This is a genomic window from Pseudomonas syringae CC1557 (assembly GCF_000452705.1).
GTDB lineage: Bacteria > Pseudomonadota > Gammaproteobacteria > Pseudomonadales > Pseudomonadaceae > Aquipseudomonas > Aquipseudomonas syringae_F.
In genome coordinates this window covers 1,836,280-1,852,658 of the sequence record NZ_CP007014.1, presented here as the reverse complement: position 1 = coordinate 1,852,658, position 16,379 = coordinate 1,836,280, and the positions used below count along the sequence as shown (strand labels likewise).

The window sequence follows — 16,379 nt, the reverse complement described above, 5'->3', positions numbered from 1 at the left end:
GGGTGGATTAACGCGGCGAGTTTATAGGGTTTGCAGCGGGCTTTCAGCGAAAAATCCGCTTCAGCCCGCGAGCCATTGCGACGCGAAATAAAGCGCTGCAATGACCCGCAATCAGGCTGCCGCCTTACTCGTAACGCAACGCGTGCGCAGGCTGGATCTGCGCCGCACGCCAGGCCGGATAGACGGTGGCAAGGAAGCTCAGAATGAAACCGGCGCTGCAGATCAGCAGCACATCGCCGCCTTGCAATTCGGAAGGCAGGTTGCTGATGAAGTACACATCAGAGCTGAAGATATGCTGACCACTGACCCGTTCGATCCAGCCCACCAGACTGCTGACGTTCAAGGCGGCAATAATGCCCAGAACACCTCCGATCAACGTGCCGACAATACCGATCACCGTGCCCTGAACCATGAAGATCGCCATGATCTGACGAGGCGTGGCACCGATGGTGCGCAGGATCGCAATGTCTGCGCCCTTGTCGTTGACCACCATGATCAGCGTGGCAATGATGTTGAACGCCGCCACGGCGACGATCATCAGCAGCAACAGACCGATCATGGTCTTTTCCATCTTCATCGCACTGAACAGGCTGCCTTGGGTATGCGTCCAGTCATCGGCGTGATAGCCGTCACCCAGCCCGGCGGCAATGGCCGTAGACACCTGAGGCGCCTTGTACAAGTCCTTCAGCGCCAACCGCACGCCCTGGACCTGATCAGGCTGCCAGCGCTGCATCTGCGCGGCATCGGCAATGTTGATCAGCCCCATGGAACCGTCCAGCTCTGCGCCAACCTTGAAAATACCGACCACCGTCAGGCGTTGCAGGCGTGGCGTGATACCACCCGGTGCGCTGCTGACTTCCGGCACAATCAGGGTCAGCTTGTCGCCGATCGTCAAGCGAAAGCGCCGCGCAGTCAGATCACCCAGCACCACACCGAACTCGCCCGGTTTCAGGTCCTCGATGCTGCCGCGGGTAATGTGCCGGGTAACGATCGACACCTCATGCTCCAGCGCAGGATCGACGCCGCTGATCTGGATCGGCTGCATCGACCCCTTGTAAGACAGCATGCCTTCCATGTCAGTGAACGGCACGGCAGCGGTGACTTCCGGGTTTTTCAGCGCAGCAGCAGCCAGTGGCTTCCAGTCATCCACCGGCGCATTACCGGCGATTACCGCATGCGGCACCATGCCCAGAATCCGTGAGCTCATTTCGCGCTGGAAACCGTTCATGACCGACAGCACCACGATCATGGCCAGCACGCCCAGTGCCAAACCGATCATCGAGGTCATCGAAATGAACGAGATGAAGCTTTTGCGGCGCTTGGCGCGGGTATAGCGCATGCCGATGAAGATGGGTAACGGTCTGAACATTCGCGAAGCACCGTGAAAATAGCGTCTTAAAAATGTATAACCCGGCGCGATGAATAGCGCCGGGCCGCTGAATCAAGCGTCGACCAGGTGACCGTTTTCCAGACGTAAAACGCGGTCCATCTGCCGGGCAAGGCTCATGTCGTGAGTCACGATCAGGAACGCGGTGCGCGACGACGTGCTCAATTCACGCATCAGGTCCTGTATGCCCTGTGCAGTGTGGTGGTCGAGGTTGCCGGTAGGCTCGTCGAGCATCACCAGGCCTGGCTGGTTGATCAGCGCACGGGCGATGGCCACGCGCTGACGCTCGCCACCCGACAACTCCGAAGGCTTGTGCGCCAGACGATGACCAAGACCGACCCGCGCCAGCAACGCGCTGGCACGCTGACGCGCCTCCGGGATCGCGGTGCGGCCGATCAGCAGCGGCATGCAGACGTTTTCCAGCGCGGTGAACTCGGGCAGCAAATGGTGAAACTGATAGACGAAACCCAAGGCCCGGTTGCGCAGCAGGCCACGGGCTTTTTCGCCAAGTGCCGACAGCTCCTCGCCTGCCAGCCAGACGCTGCCTTCGGAAGGCGTGTCCAGTCCGCCCAGCAGGTTCAGCAAGGTACTTTTACCCGACCCTGATGTACCGACAATCGCGACCCGCTCGCCCGGATGCAGCTCCAGTTGCAGGCCAGACAACACCACCACCGACTCCGGGCCTTCCTCGTAGGATTTACCCAGATTGCGGCAACTCAATACTGCTTTATCAGACATGCCCGACTCACTCATAACGTAACGCCTCCGCCGGCTGGGTGCGCGCAGCACGCCAGGCGGGATACAGGGTGGCGAGGAAACTCAGGACCAACGCCGCACCGCAGACCTGGAACACGTCCTGGGCCATCAGTTGCGAAGGCAGGTAATCAATGAAATACACGTCGGCGTTGAGAAACTTGTGGCCGATCAGCCCTTCAAGCATGGAGATGGCGGCACTGACATTGAGCGCCGCCAGAATCCCCAGCGCCGCGCCGATCAATGTCCCGACCACGCCGATCACCGTGCCCTGCACCATGAAGATCGCCATGATCTGCCGTGGCGTGGAGCCCAGTGTGCGCAGGATAGCGATGTCGCCCTTTTTGTCATTGACCACCATCACCAGCGTGGAAATGATGTTGAACGCCGCAACCGCCACAATCAGCAGCAAAAGCAGGCCGATCATGGCTTTTTCCATGCGGATGGCCTGATAGAGGTTGCCGTGGGTGCGGGTCCAGTCACGGGAATAGAAGTTGTTTTCGCCCAGCTTCTGGGCAATTTCCCACGAAGTGCGTGGCGCAGCGAACAGATCATCGAACTTCAGACGTAGCCCCTGCACCTGATTCGGCTTCCAGCGATGCAGGCGGCCCAGGTCGTCCAGGTTGGTCAACCCGAGAAAGCCGTCGATCTCGCCGGCGCCGACGTGAAAGATGCCGGTCACTTCAAAACGCTTCATGCGCGGGAACATGCCAGCCGGCGTCACCGTCACCTCGGGTGCGACGAAGGTCAGCTTGTCGCCGATGCCAACGCCCAGCTTGGCCGCAGCCTTGTCGCCGATCATGATGCCGAAGCTGCCGGGGGACAGGCTGTCGAGCTGGCCCTGCTTGATGAAGTGGTCGATGATCGAGACCTTGCGTTCCTCAACCGGGTCGATGCCGTTGAGCAGCACCTTCTGCACCTTGCCGTCGTGGGTCAGCAAACCCTGCATCTGGGTGAAGGGCGCAACCGCCAGCACCTGCGGGTTTTCCTGAACCTTCGCGGCCAGGCCACGCCAGTCGGTGATCGGGTCAGCAGATTCGATGGTGGCGTGGGGTACCATGCCGAGGACGCGGGTGCGCATTTCGTGATCGAAGCCATTCATGACCGACAACACGACTATCATCACCACTACGCCAAGGGCCAGGCCGATCATGGACGTCAGGGAGATGAAGGAAACAAAGTGATTGCGTCGCTTCGCACGGGTGTAGCGCGTGCCGATAAATACAAAAAGAGGTCTGAACATGTAGGATTTTGTTCGCAGGAATGAGGACGTCCGTGTGGCGGGCCTTGACGTGCAGCTTTACACTCGAAACTCTCTGACCACCGCCGCTAGCTTGGGTTCGCCATGTCGACATTAGATGAAGCAGGACGCCGCGAATACTACCGTATCAATGACAGCGTCGCACTGGAAATTAACCCCCTGTCTGCCGCCGACCAGGCAAGCCAGGATGCCATGCAGGACACCTCGACGCTGTTTGACCTGCTCAGCGAGCTGCATGTCGCCGAGTTCGAATCGCAGCATTTGATGCGCCAGCTCGACGAGCGCGACCGGGTGCTGAACAGTTTTCTCAAGTCATTGAGCAAGCGTATCGACCTGCTGGGCGAGGTCGTCGCGCACACTGCGCTCGGCAAGCTCGGAGCTCCGCAGCCGGTAAAACTGTCCGAAGGTGGCATGCAATTCAATTCGCAACAAGGTTTTGCAGTGGGCGAACAGCTGTCGATCAAGATGGTGCTGATGCCTCAGGCTGCAGGCCTGATGCTGCGCGCCAGAGTCTCCCAGTGCGATGCACTGGCCGACGGTCATTTCGACATCAGCACCGAATTCGTCAACCTGCCGGACGCCCAGCGACAGTTGCTCGCGCGCCACGTCCTGCAACGTCAGGCCCAGCAGCGGCGTCAGGCACTGGAACAAGGCCAGCCATCCGGGAATTGAATGCCCTGGCCGTTTTATCTCATATCAGCAGTGGACGCCTTTCAGGCCAGGAGTAAACGTGACCCTTATCTACGGCCACCGCGGCGCCAAGGGCGAAGCACCGGAAAACACCCTGGTCAGCTTCCAGGAATGTCTCAAGCACGGCGTGCGCCGCTGTGAACTGGATCTGCACCTGTCGCTGGACGGAGAGTTGATGGTCATCCACGACCCGACCCTCAAACGCACCACCGACCGGCGCGGCAAGGTCAACGAGCACCTGGCTGCCGATCTGGTGACCTACGATGCGCGCAAGGGTGGACCGGGCTGGGTGTCGCCCTGCCCCATCCCGCGCCTGGAAGAGCTCTTCGAACAGTGTGATTTCGAGCATTGGCAGCTGGAAGTCAAAAGCGCTTCACGTACCCGCGCAGCCAACACCGTGCTGGCCATCCGGGAAATGGTTCAGCGTCATGGGTTGCTGGACAAGGTCACCATCACCTCCAGCTCCCGCGAAGTGCTGCGCGCCGCCCTGGACCTGACACCGGACATTTCGCGCGGGCTGGTGGCCGAGTACGCCTGGCTCGACCCGCTGAAGGTCGCGCAGAGTTACGGCTGTGAGATTCTGGCCTTGAACTGGACGCTGTGTACCCCGGAGCGCCTGCAGAAAGCACAGCGTCAGGGCCTGCATGTCTCGGTGTGGACAGTCAACGAACCTGCACTGATGCGCAGGCTCGCTGATTTCGGCGTTGACAGCCTGATTACAGACTTTCCCGGTTTGGCCACCGCCACGCTCGGGAATCACTGAAATCGGTCTCCCCGGCCGGCTCAGGCCACCGGCCGGAGTTGCTTAAAAAAGCCGGTTGAGGCCATCGTAAGCCGCTACCCGATAGGCTTCGGCCATGGTCGGGTAGTTGAACGTGGTGTTGACGAAGTACTTGATCGTGTTCGCCTCGCCCGGCTGGCTCATGATTGCCTGGCCGATGTGCACGATCTCGGACGCCTGGTCACCGAAGCAATGCACGCCCAGCACTTCAAGCGTCTCGCGGTGAAACAGAATCTTCAGCATCCCGACCCGCTCGCCGGAAATCTGCGCCCGCGCCATGCCCTTGAAGAACGCCTTGCCGACTTCGTACGGCACTTTGGCCTGGGTGAGTTCGTGCTCGTTCTTGCCAATCGAACTGATCTCGGGAATGGTATAGATCCCGGTCGGTACGTCATTGACGTAACGCCAGCTGCCGTTATCGACCATGCTGCCCGCCGCTGAACGACCCTGGTCATACGCCGCGCTGGCCAGGCTTGGCCAGCCGATCACATCGCCCGCGCCGTAGACGTTGGAAACACTGGTGCGGTAGGCCTCGTCCACTTCTATCTGGCCACGGCCGTTGGCTTTGAGGCCGATGTTCTCCAGCCCCAGCTTGTCGGTGTTGCCGGTACGGCCGTTACACCACAGCAAGGCGTCCGCCTTGATCTTTTTACCGGATTTCAGGTGCAGGACCACGCCGTTATCCAGCCCTTCGACCCTCTCGTATTCTTCGTTGTGACGAACCATCACATTGTTGTTGCTGAAGTGATAGCTCAGTGCCTGGGAGATTTCCGAATCAAGGAAGCTCAGCAACTGGTCGCGGTTGTCCACCAACTCGACCAGTACGCCCAGACCACTGAAGATCGATGCGTATTCGCAACCGATTACACCAGCGCCGTAAATGATCAGTTTGCGCGGGGTGTGGCCGAGACTGAGGATGGTGTCGCTATCGTAGATGCGCTTGTGGCTGAAATCGATGTCGGCCGGGCGGTATGGGCGCGAGCCGGTGGCGATGATGATCTGATTGGCAACCAGCTTTTCCACTACACCGTTGGGACAGACCACGTTGATGCTGGTCTCGTCGGCAAAGCTGCCGGTGCCGAAGAACACATCGACCCGGTTGCGGGCGTAGTAGCTGGTGCGCGAGGCCACTTGCTTGGAGATGACCATTTCAGCGTTTTTCAACACATCCGGAAACGAAAACCAGCGCGGCTCGCCGATGGCCCGGAACATGGGATTGGTGTTGAACTGAATGATCTGTTTGACCGAGTGACGCAGAGCCTTGGACGGAATGGTGCCCAAATGGGTGCAGTTGCCGCCCACTTGCCGACGGCTGTCGACCATGGCGACCTTCCGCCCCGCCTTGGCGGCATTCATTGCCGCGCCTTCTCCGGCAGGGCCGGAACCCAGTACCACTACGTCGTAGTTGTAGACAGCCATGCGTACTCCTTAAACAGACCGAGGCGCCACTCTGGCATCTCTGGCTAAATCACGCGGCGCAGTCTAGCGCTACACCGAGGCGGCGAACATTAACCCTTGGTCGCGTCGAAGGCCAATTTTTGTCTGGACGAATTTCTGGAATACCTGATTCGAACGCTGAATCAGCGCGGCTGTTCCACGGCCAGACGATCAAACGACGCGTTGCTGCGGATGATAAAACGCTTATCGGCACGAATCACAAAAAAAGCAGGGATTTTATGTTCTTGCGCGTAATTCCAGCCGCGCTCAGGGCCGAGAATCAGCAACAGGGAGGACAGACCGTCAGCCATCAGCGCCGAAGGATGAATGACCGTCACCGACGCCAGCGCATGGTCGACAGGTTTGCCGGTCAAGGCGTCCAGCGTATCGGGCGTGCGCCCAGGGCTGCGCTCTGCGTAACGCTGGTAATCGCCCGAGGTCGAAACAGCATAGCCGTTCAGGGGGAAGACTTTTTGCGCGCCATACCCATCGTCGCCGGGCGCGTCCAGTGTGACCCGCCACGGCGAGCCGTCGGGTTTGAAACCGTTGACTTTGACTTCACCGGCGACCTGCACCAGGTAATCGTGCAGCCCAAGGGCATCCATTCGCTGGCTGATGCGGTCGATCGTATACCCGGCGGCAATGCTGTTGAGGTCAACCTGGACTGCGGCACTCTTGCATAATTGCTGCCCGACAATCTGCAGGTTGCGATAGCCAACCCGCCCTTGGGCCTGGGCCATTTGTGACGTGGACGGCATCGGCTCAACGCCCTCATGAGCAGCCAGCCCCCACTGGTCAATCGGCGGCTTGACCGTCAAATCGAAGGCGCCGTCACTGTCCCGGGAAAGCTGTTCGCCGACACTGACCAACCTGAGGATCGATTCGGGCATGGTCTGGCAGCTATTGGCAGGCAAGCCGTTGAAACGCTCGATATCCGAATCGCTGCGCCAGAGTGACATCTGGTGATCGACCTCGGCCAGAATCGCTTCGACTTCCGGACGCAAGACTTGCGCGTCAGGCTGTCCGGCGTTGCGCACGTACACAACGGAATAATGACTGCCCATGGTCGGTCCGCCGAAGCTTTCCAGCTTGCGCTCCTGAGCACAACCACCACACGCCAGTAACATCAGGCACCCTGCAACTCTGCCAAACCCGCGCAAATCCGTGCCCCGCACTCTAAAAAATCATTCAAAACGACTTACCTGCGCCGGCGGGCAAGACGGGAGAAGCGTGCACGGCGCCCTGCGTGAACATGCGAGCGCCGCGCTCGATAAACACAACAACGTACTAAGTGGTCGCCAACGGCTGGATGGTTCCCATCGAGCCTGCAGGTTGGCGAATTTTTTCTTCCTGCTCATGGCCACTATGTGCAGTGGCAATTCTCGACTGCACCTAGATGTCAAGCGTCAGTTAACTGATAGCAAATCGCCGAAACGGTTGTTTTTGAGCACTGTTACACATACTGTTACAAGTGTGCATCGCCATTCGCACACACGTAACGGCGATGTAAACGGGATAACAACGACAACGGACTCCAAGCCGACGAGCCTGAGCGAGTAACTAAATGGCCTCCACCACCAGTAAGGGCAAAGCGATCTTTCGCGTTGTCAGCGGTAACTTCCTCGAGATGTTCGATTTCATGGTCTACGGCTTTTACGCCACGGCCATTGCCAAGACCTTCTTCCCTTCCGACAGCGCATTCGCTTCATTGATGCTCTCGCTGGCGACCTTCGGCGCAGGCTTCCTGATGCGCCCACTGGGCGCGATCTTCCTCGGTGCCTACATTGACCGTCACGGCCGCCGCAAGGGACTGATCATTACCCTCGCCATGATGGCCATGGGCACTCTGCTGATTGCCTGTGTACCGGGTTATGCGACGCTGGGCGTGATAGCACCGCTGCTGGTGCTGCTGGGTCGCCTGTTGCAAGGCTTCTCGGCTGGCGTGGAACTGGGCGGCGTTTCAGTCTATCTGGCTGAAATCTCGACACCGGGCCGCAAGGGCTTCTTCGTCAGTTGGCAGTCTGCCAGCCAACAAGCTGCCGTGGTCTTCGCTGGTTTACTCGGCGTGGGCCTGAACCATTGGCTGAGCCCTGAGCAGATGGGTGAATGGGGCTGGCGCGTGCCGTTCCTGATCGGCTGCCTGATCGTACCGGCCATTTTCATCATCCGCCGTTCGCTGGAGGAGTCGCCAGAGTTCGAAGCCCGTACTCATCGCCCGACCTTGCGTGAAGTGGTGCGCTCGATCGGTCAGAACTTCGGCCTGGTGATCGGCGGCATGGCGCTGGTGGTCATGACCACCGTAACGTTCTACCTGATCACCGCCTACACCCCGACCTTCGGCAAGAACGAGCTGAACCTGACTGACCTGGAAAGCTTGCTGGTCACGGTCTGTGTCGGCGTGTCGAACTTTATCTGGCTGCCGATCATGGGTGCGTTCTCGGACCGCATCGGCCGCAAGCCGCTGCTGATTGCCGCTACCGTACTGGCCATCGCCACCGCCTACCCTACCCTGTCGTGGCTGGTTGCGCACCCGAGCTTCGGCAACCTGCTGATGGTCGAACTGTGGTTGTCGTTCCTGTATGGCTCTTACAACGGCGCCATGGTCGTGGCGCTGACCGAGATCATGCCGGTCGACGTCCGTACCACCGGTTTCTCGCTGGCCTACAGCCTGGCGACTGCAACCTTCGGTGGCTTCACCCCGGCGGCCTGTACCTACCTGATTCACGAGCTGGGTAACAAGGCAGCGCCAGGCATCTGGCTGACCGGCGCAGCCGTGCTGGGGCTGGTTGCAACGCTGGTGCTGTTCCGCAAGGGTGGGCAGAAGCTTGAAGCGCCTGTCGCGGCTTCCGCTACCTGACTCATCGCTGTACCTGCGAAGCAAAAAAACCCCGGCCCGGGTATCTCGGGCCGGGGTTTTGCGTTTCAGGCCTTACGCTTCCAGGGCCGAAAGCTGAGCCACAGCAGCACGCCCGGCAATTGCAGGGCAATCATCAAACCCAGCGACCACTGCCAGGCTGCAAGCGGGTGACCGGCACCCTGCGCGGCTGGCCACAGGTTAAGCACCAGCCCCATGAGCCATTGCAGAAAAAACGCGAGCACGAACACCACCAGATTGAAGGATGAACTCACCCTTCCCGCCAGCGTTGGCGACACCGATTGCGCCACGATGGCGTAGTTCATGGTGGTCGAGGTGCCGAAAAAGCTGAAACCCATGGCAATCAGATAGGGCGACACCGGCAGACCGCTGGCCATCAACACCTGAAAGCCGATGAAGATCAGCATGCCGGTGCCACAGACCATGATCGGCTGGACGCCGTAGCGTCGCAGATAATCGGTGATTGTGCCGAATGCCAGCGACCCCGCCACCATCGCAATCGCACCGAACAGCAGCACGCTGGCCATCCCGGAATCGCTCAGCCCGGCCATGTCGCGCAGCCAAGGGCCCATCCAGAGCGAAAGCACCGACATATAGATGGCATGCGCGCACACTGAATAGAGCGCCAGACGCCAGAAGGCCCAGGATGAGTACAGCTGGCCGACAGCAGCAAACATATCGCCGTATCGGGTATTTTTGGTCTCATAGGCTCTGGGTACGCTGAAATGAATGACTCCAGCGACACATAAGGTCAGCAGCGCGAGGATCAGAAACGCCTCCCGCCAGGTGAACCAGCTCAGCAGCACATGCAGCGGCGTGGTGGAGGCCATCGCGCCCAGTCCGCCAATCGACAGCAGGCATGCGGTGCTGAGTGGCAAGCGCTCGATCGGCAGCCAGATGGCACACGCCTTGATCGCACTCATCAACGAACCCGCCACGCCCAGCCCGATCAGACCACGCCCAAGCAACAGGCCTGCCTCGCTACTGGAGACACTGAAGATGACCGAGCCAGCCACCGCGAACAGCAACATCGGTGCCTGCACGCTGCGTGGACCGTAGCGGTCGAGCATCACGCCGAGCGGGATCTGCGCGGCCGCGAAGGTCAGGAAATACACACCCGTCAGAAGCCCAAGGCTGCTCGCAGGCAAGCTCAGGTCAGCTTGCAGATCAACATAGATCACCGCATTGACGGTACGAAACAGGTAGGAAACGAAATGCCCGAGGCCGAAGGGAATGAAGATCGTCAGAAACAGCAGAAAGAAGCTGGTCTTGAGGTGTTGCTGCGAACCGTCCATGGCCGAACTGCTCATCCTTTACCACTCCCATTGTCCATAAGGGCTTTACATGCCAGGACGCAGACCTGGCCGCAAGAAACATCGCCTGACAGATTCTCATGACACGCTACAAAAACAAAACGGGCCGAAGCCTGTTTACACAGGGTTCGGCCCGTTTCTATCGCTGCCCGGTCAGACCGGACAACTCATGCAATTGAAGCTTACTGCGGAAACGCTGGCGGATTGACGTCTGCCATGTCTTCCATCACGCGCACCACCTGGTGGCTGTAACCGAATTCGTTGTCGTACCAGACGTACAGCACAACGCGGTTATCGTTGACGATGGTGGCTTCGGCATCCACGACACCGGCGTGGCGCGAGCCAACGAAGTCGGTGGAAACAACTTCCTGCGAGTTCACGAAGTCGATCTGCTTGTGCAGGTCCGAGTGCAGCGCCATGTAGCGCAGGTACTCGTTCATTTCTTCGCGGGTGGTCGGCTTCTCAAGGTTGAGGTTGAGAATGGCCATCGACACGTTCGGCGTTGGAACGCGGATCGCGTTGCCGGTCAGCTTGCCGGCCAGTTCAGGCAGCGCCTTGGCGGCCGCAGTGGCGGCACCTGTTTCGGTGATCACCATGTTCAGCGCGGCGCTGCGGCCACGGCGATCGCCCTTGTGGAAGTTGTCGATCAGGTTCTGGTCGTTGGTGTACGAGTGAACCGTTTCAACGTGACCGTTGGTGATGCCAAACTTGTCGTTGACCGCCTTGAGCACCGGCACGATGGCGTTGGTGGTACAGGACGCCGCAGAGACGATCCTGTCGTCAGCGGTGATTTCGCCGTGGTTGATGCCGTGCACGATGTTCTTCAGCTTGCCTTTGCCCGGCGCGGTCAATACAACACGGTCAACGCCAGGGCACGCCAGATGCTGACCCAGACCTTCGGCATCACGCCATACACCGGTGTTGTCCACCAGCAGTGCGTCTTTGATGCCGTACTGGGTGTAATCCACCTCGGTCGGGTTCTTGGCGTAGATCACCTGAATCAGGTTGCCGTTGGCGGTGATGGTGCTGTTCGCTTCATCGATGGTAATGGTGCCGTCGAACGGGCCATGTACCGAGTCACGACGCAGCAGGCTGGCACGCTTGACCAGATCGTTTTCCGCACCCTTGCGGACCACGATGGCGCGCAGACGCAGGCCGTCGCCACCACCGGTTTTTTCGATCAGGATGCGCGCCAGCAGACGGCCGATACGACCGAAACCGTACAGCACGACATCGGTGCCTTTACGCGGGTTGGCGCCCTGCTGACCCACTACACCAGCCAGTTCCTCACGCACGAACTGCTCAGGCGTGCGGCCATTGCCTTCAGTCTTGAACTTGACGGCCAGTTTGCCGAGGTCCACCGAAGCGGCACCCAGTTTGAGCTCGCTCATCGCCTTGATAAGCGGGAACGTCTCATGTACGGACAACTCAACCGCATCGGACTGACGATGACGCGCAAAGCGGTGAGCCTTGAGAATCGCGATGACTGAACGGTTGATCAGACTACGGCCATAGATCGAACTCACCACATTATTATTGCGGTAGAGCTGACCGATGAGAGGGATCATCGCTTCGGCAAGGGCTTCACGATCAATCCATTCACCAAGACACTGGTCGGGCTTCTGAGTCACGGGAACCTTCCACATGTAGGGGCTGAAAAAAGGGGCTACATTATGACCGCGCCAGTGTTTATGAGCAATGCGCGGCTGTCAGATCATCCGGCACTACATAATTTTTGCCCGTAAATACACGGCAACACTCCGGAAAACTGACAGCCACTACCTTCCCCCGTTACAATCGCCGCCCCTGTCGCAACGCCTGGAGCCTGACCTTCCGTGCCAGTTCTGCGTCTACCGCATCTTTCTGCCGCTGCTGGCAAACAACACTGGGGCAATCTGCCCGGTGCTGCACTGAGCCTGGCAATTGCCGAGGCCGCCAGCGCAGCCAAACGCTTCACCCTGCTTTTGACCGCCGACAGCCAGAGCGCCGAGCGGCTTGAGCAAGAGCTGAAGTTTTTTGCACCCACGCTGCCGGTTCTGCACTTCCCGGACTGGGAAACCCTGCCCTACGATCTGTTTTCGCCGCATCAGGACATCATTTCCCAGCGCATCGCCAGCCTTTATCGCTTGCCGGAACTGGTGCATGGCGTTTTGGTAGTACCAATCACTACTGCCCTACACAGACTCGCGCCGACCAAATTTCTGCTCGGCAGCAGCCTGGTGCTGGATGTCGGCCAGAAGCTCGACGTGGAGGCCATGCGCACACGCCTGGAAGCCAGCGGCTATCGCTATGTCGACACGGTTTATGAGCACGGCGAGTTCACGGTGCGCGGTGCGCTGATCGATCTGTTTCCGATGGGCAGCAAGCTGCCGTTCCGTATTGATCTGTTTGATGACGAAATCGAAACCCTGCGTACCTTCGATCCGGACACCCAGCGTTCCATCGACAAGGTCGAATCGGTGCGACTGCTGCCAGCCCGTGAATTCCCACTACAGAAAGAAGAAGTCACGCGCTTCAAGGCCCGCTTCCGCGAACGCTTCGACGTGGACTTCCGCCGCAGCCCGATCTTTCAGGACTTGAGCAGCGGCATTACGCCTGCCGGTATCGAGTACTACATTCCGCTGTTCTTCGAAGAAACCTCGACCCTGTTCGATTACCTGCCACAGGACACTCAGGTGTTCTCGCTGCCCGGTATCGAGCAAGCGGCAGAGAACTTCTGGAACGACGTGCGCAATCGTTACGAAGAGCGTCGCGTTGACCCGGCCCGGCCATTGCTGCCGCCAGCCGAATTGTTCCTGCCGGTAGAAGACTGCTTCGCGCGCCTGAAAAACTGGCCCCGTGTGGTTACCAGCCAGCAGGACGTCGACGCAGGCGCCGGACGCGAGCGTTTTCCGGCGCAGACTCTCCCGGACCTGTCCATCGAAGCCAAGGCCAGCCAGCCATTGGCGGCCTTGGCAAAATTTCTCGACGACTTCCCCGGCCGCGTGCTGTTCACCGCCGAATCCGCCGGACGCCGGGAAGTGTTGCTGGAACTGCTTGAACGCCTGAAGTTGCGCCCGAAGACAGTCGACGGCTGGCTGGACTTCGTCGACGGCAAAGATCGCCTGGCAATCACCATCGCACCGCTGGACGAAGGCCTGCTGCTTGAGCAACCGGCCCTGGCGCTGGTCGCGGAAAGCCCGCTGTTCGGTCAGCGCGTCATGCAGCGCCGTCGCCGCGAGAAACGCACAGACGGTGGCAACAACGACGCGGTCATCAAGAACCTGACCGAGTTGCGCGAAGGCGCGCCAGTGGTGCATATCGACCACGGCGTCGGACGCTACCTGGGGCTGGCGACGCTGGAAGTCGAAAATCAGGTCGCCGAATTTCTGATGCTGGCCTACGCCGAGGACGCCAAGCTGTACGTCCCGGTCGCCAACCTGCACCTGATTGCCCGCTACACCGGCAGCGACGATGAAATGGCGCCGCTGCACCGCCTGGGTTCGGAAACCTGGCAGAAGGCCAAACGCAAGGCCGCCGAGCAGGTCCGCGATGTGGCTGCAGAATTGCTCGACATCTATGCACGTCGGGCAGCCCGCGAAGGCTATGCGTTTGCCGACCCGAAAGCCGATTACGCGACCTTCAGCGCCGGCTTCCCGTTCGAAGAAACCCCGGATCAGCAGACCACCATCGACGCCGTGCGCGCCGACATGCTGGCGCCCAAGCCAATGGACAGGCTGGTCTGCGGCGACGTGGGCTTCGGCAAGACCGAAGTGGCCATGCGCGCGGCATTCATTGCCGTGCATGGCGGGCGGCAGGTAGCGATTCTGGTGCCGACCACCCTGCTCGCCCAGCAGCATTACAACAGCTTCCGCGACCGCTTTGCCGACTGGCCGGTGACCGTGGAAGTGATGAGTCGCTTCAAATCAGCCAAGGAAGTCAGCGCCGCCGTCGCCAATCTGGCCGAGGGCAAGATCGACATCGTCATCGGCACGCACAAGCTGTTGCAGGATGACGTGAAGATCAAGAACCTCGGTCTGGTGATCATCGACGAAGAACACCGTTTCGGCGTACGCCAGAAAGAACAGCTCAAGGCGCTGCGCAGCGAAGTCGATATTCTGACCCTGACCGCCACGCCGATTCCGCGCACCCTGAACATGGCCGTGTCGGGCATGCGTGATCTGTCGATCATCGCCACACCGCCGGCGCGCAGGCTGTCGGTGCGCACGTTCGTCATGGAGCAGAACAAGCCGACGATCAAGGAAGCCCTGCTGCGCGAGCTGTTGCGCGGCGGACAGGTCTATTACCTGCACAACGACGTCAAGACCATCGAAAAATGCGCGTCGGAACTGGCAGAACTGGTGCCGGAAGCGCGTATCGGCATCGGCCACGGCCAGATGCGCGAGCGCGATCTCGAACAGGTGATGAGCGACTTCTATCACAAGCGTTTCAACGTGCTGATCGCCTCGACCATCATCGAGACCGGCATCGACGTGCCGAGCGCCAACACCATCATCATCGAGCGCGCCGACAAGTTCGGTCTGGCGCAATTGCACCAGTTGCGCGGTCGAGTCGGGCGCAGTCACCACCAGGCCTATGCCTACCTGCTGACGCCGCCCCGCAAACAGATCACCCCGGACGCCGAAAAGCGTCTGGAAGCAATTGCCAACACCCAGGACCTCGGCGCGGGCTTCGTGCTTGCGACCAACGACCTGGAAATCCGTGGCGCAGGTGAACTGCTCGGCGATGGCCAGAGCGGCCAGATCCAGGCCGTGGGTTTCACGCTGTACATGGAAATGCTCGAACGCGCGGTCAAGGCGATCCGCAAGGGAGAACAGCCCAACCTTGATCAGCCACTGGGTGGCGGGCCTGAAATCAACCTGCGCGTGCCAGCGCTGATTCCGGAAGCCTACCTGCCGGACGTACACACCCGCCTGATTCTCTACAAGCGCATTGCCAATGCGGCGGATGAAGATGCACTGAAGGACCTTCAAGTCGAAATGATCGACCGTTTCGGTCTGCTGCCGGAGCCGACCAAGAACCTGGTGCGAATCACCTTGCTCAAGCTGCAAGCAGAACAACTGGGCATCAAGAAAGTCGACGGCGGGCCGCAAGGTGGACGCATCGAGTTTGCCACGGAGACCCCGGTTGATCCGTTGACCCTGATCAAACTGATCCAGAGCCAGCCCAACCGCTACAAATTCGAAGGTGCCACGCTGTTCAAATTCATGGTGCCCATGGAACGCCCGGAAGAGCGTTTCAACACCATCGAAGCGCTGTTTGAGCGCCTGACCCCGAAAACTGCCTGAAGGATTCACGCATGCTTCTGTTTCGCTCATTGCTCCTGCTGCTGACGCTGGTCGCTCCGACCGCGTTCGCAGAGGGTTTGTATCAGGTCGAGATAGTGCTGTTTCGCCAGAACGGCGAGCCCGCCTCGACACGCCAACGCGTACCGGAAAACTGGGACAACGGCGCACAGAAGATCGACTCAAGCAGCGAACGAAGCCCTGCGCTCAATGATCTGGCCAGTAAACTGCAAGGCAGCGGCAACTATCAGGTGCTGATGCAGCGCGCCTGGCAGCAGAACATCGGCACCGAGCCGGGGAAAATGGCCGTGACCAGCGGCGAAGAGAAACTCGGGCATTTCCCCATCGAGGGCACCGTCAGTCTGGCGATGGCACGCTTTACCGATATTGATGCACAATTCTGGGTCAATCAGCTGGACCCACACGGCGTGGTCATCAGCAGTGAGCGACTGAAACAGACCGCCAGGGTGAAAAATGGCGAGCTGACCTATCTGGACAACGGCAGCCTGGCGTTGCTGATCAAGGTTTCTCCTCTTTGATTTTTTACGTACGCAAGGGGCGCTGCGGCGCTCCCTTTCTTTTGAGTATCGCTGCGGC

12 protein-coding genes are annotated in these 16,379 nt (G+C 59.8%); 5 read left to right on the top strand and 7 right to left on the bottom strand.

The window, feature by feature from the left end; translation table 11 throughout:
• Positions 1-124: 124 nt before the first annotated feature.
• The 3 genes from N018_RS08720 to N018_RS08710 form a co-directional block, all read right to left on the bottom strand.
• Positions 125-1,369 carry a lipoprotein-releasing ABC transporter permease subunit gene (locus N018_RS08720; protein ID WP_025389346.1) on the bottom strand — a complete coding sequence of 415 codons (1,245 nt, stop codon included), beginning with the start codon at positions 1,367-1,369 and terminating at the stop codon, positions 125-127.
• Between the two features lie 72 nt (positions 1,370-1,441).
• Positions 1,442-2,125: a lipoprotein-releasing ABC transporter ATP-binding protein LolD gene (gene lolD / locus N018_RS08715; RefSeq protein WP_195757171.1), complete on the bottom strand. Its 684-nt coding sequence runs from the start codon at positions 2,123-2,125 to the stop codon at positions 1,442-1,444.
• Positions 2,126-2,132: 7 nt separating this feature from the next.
• Entirely contained in the window at positions 2,133-3,383 is a 1,251-nt protein-coding gene (locus tag N018_RS08710; protein ID WP_024644237.1) for a lipoprotein-releasing ABC transporter permease subunit, read from the bottom strand.
• A gap of 102 nt (positions 3,384-3,485) precedes the next feature.
• On the opposite strand from N018_RS08710, the gene N018_RS08705 reads away from it, so the two are divergent.
• Both N018_RS08705 and N018_RS08700 read left to right on the top strand, forming a co-directional pair.
• Positions 3,486-4,073, top strand: coding sequence for a PilZ domain-containing protein (locus tag N018_RS08705; protein WP_025389344.1), 588 nt, complete (start codon positions 3,486-3,488; stop codon positions 4,071-4,073).
• A 58-nt stretch (positions 4,074-4,131) separates the two neighbouring features.
• Positions 4,132-4,854 carry a glycerophosphodiester phosphodiesterase gene (locus N018_RS08700; protein WP_024644235.1) on the top strand — a complete coding sequence of 241 codons (723 nt, stop codon included), beginning with the start codon at positions 4,132-4,134 and terminating at the stop codon, positions 4,852-4,854.
• 42 nt (positions 4,855-4,896) lie between these two features.
• On the opposite strand, the gene sthA is transcribed toward N018_RS08700, so the two are convergent.
• Positions 4,897-6,291: a Si-specific NAD(P)(+) transhydrogenase gene (gene sthA, locus N018_RS08695; RefSeq protein WP_025389343.1), complete on the bottom strand. Its 1,395-nt coding sequence runs from the start codon at positions 6,289-6,291 to the stop codon at positions 4,897-4,899.
• A gap of 161 nt (positions 6,292-6,452) precedes the next feature.
• The gene (locus tag N018_RS08690) at positions 6,453-7,436 is read right to left on the bottom strand and encodes an FAD:protein FMN transferase (RefSeq protein WP_025389342.1); all 984 of its coding nucleotides are present in this window, start codon (positions 7,434-7,436) and stop codon (positions 6,453-6,455) included.
• Between the two features lie 437 nt (positions 7,437-7,873).
• On the opposite strand from N018_RS08690, the gene N018_RS08685 reads away from it, so the two are divergent.
• Complete coding sequence (locus N018_RS08685) at positions 7,874-9,166, top strand: MFS transporter (protein WP_025389341.1); 1,293 nt, start codon at positions 7,874-7,876, stop codon at positions 9,164-9,166.
• A 65-nt stretch (positions 9,167-9,231) separates the two neighbouring features.
• Here N018_RS08685 and N018_RS08680 read toward each other — a convergent pair whose 3' ends face one another.
• Both N018_RS08680 and N018_RS08675 read right to left on the bottom strand, forming a co-directional pair.
• Positions 9,232-10,494 carry an MFS transporter gene (locus tag N018_RS08680; RefSeq protein WP_025389340.1) on the bottom strand — a complete coding sequence of 421 codons (1,263 nt, stop codon included), beginning with the start codon at positions 10,492-10,494 and terminating at the stop codon, positions 9,232-9,234.
• A 185-nt stretch (positions 10,495-10,679) separates the two neighbouring features.
• Positions 10,680-12,143 (bottom strand): glyceraldehyde-3-phosphate dehydrogenase, encoded by a 1,464-nt coding sequence (locus N018_RS08675; protein ID WP_024644230.1) that lies wholly within the window; start codon positions 12,141-12,143, stop codon positions 10,680-10,682.
• Positions 12,144-12,332: 189 nt separating this feature from the next.
• Between N018_RS08675 and mfd the strand changes: the two genes are divergently transcribed.
• Together mfd and N018_RS08665 are read left to right on the top strand one after the other, a co-directional pair.
• Positions 12,333-15,785 (top strand): transcription-repair coupling factor, encoded by a 3,453-nt coding sequence (mfd, locus tag N018_RS08670; RefSeq protein WP_025389339.1) that lies wholly within the window; start codon positions 12,333-12,335, stop codon positions 15,783-15,785.
• Between the two features lie 11 nt (positions 15,786-15,796).
• The gene (locus tag N018_RS08665; protein ID WP_024644228.1) at positions 15,797-16,321 is read left to right on the top strand and encodes a CsiV family protein; all 525 of its coding nucleotides are present in this window, start codon (positions 15,797-15,799) and stop codon (positions 16,319-16,321) included.
• Positions 16,322-16,379: the final 58 nt, after the last annotated feature.